The organism is Paenibacillus agri (assembly GCF_013359945.1).
In the GTDB taxonomy this organism is placed as follows: domain Bacteria; phylum Bacillota; class Bacilli; order Paenibacillales; family Paenibacillaceae; genus Paenibacillus_AQ; species Paenibacillus_AQ agri.
The window spans coordinates 1-243 of sequence record NZ_JABWCS010000062.1 but is presented as its reverse complement, the minus strand read 5'-3'; the positions used below and the strand labels follow the sequence as shown (position 1 = coordinate 243).

Below are 243 nucleotides of genomic sequence, written 5' to 3'. Positions count from 1 at the left end.
GATCAATGATCATTCCGTGTACAGGAACATTCGGAGGCAGCAATGGATGACGCTTAATCAGATCGACAGTGTGAATAACGCCTTCTTTCTCGTTGTCAAATCCTTTTAGCCACTTGGTTAGCTTGATCCCGGAATTTTCGAGGGTGGATAACACTTCTTCGGAGACTCCGCGCTCCTTGATATGGCCGATCATCGTGTCGGGATTCAGGGATGCCATGCCGCATTCATAGTGGCCCACAACGA

The 243-nt window shown here is 49.0% G+C and carries 1 protein-coding gene; it reads right to left on the bottom strand.

All coding sequences use genetic code 11. The features are described from left to right. A partial coding sequence (locus tag HPT30_RS00275) for a carbonic anhydrase (RefSeq protein ID WP_512699059.1) occupies positions 1 to 243 on the bottom strand: 243 nt, incomplete at both ends.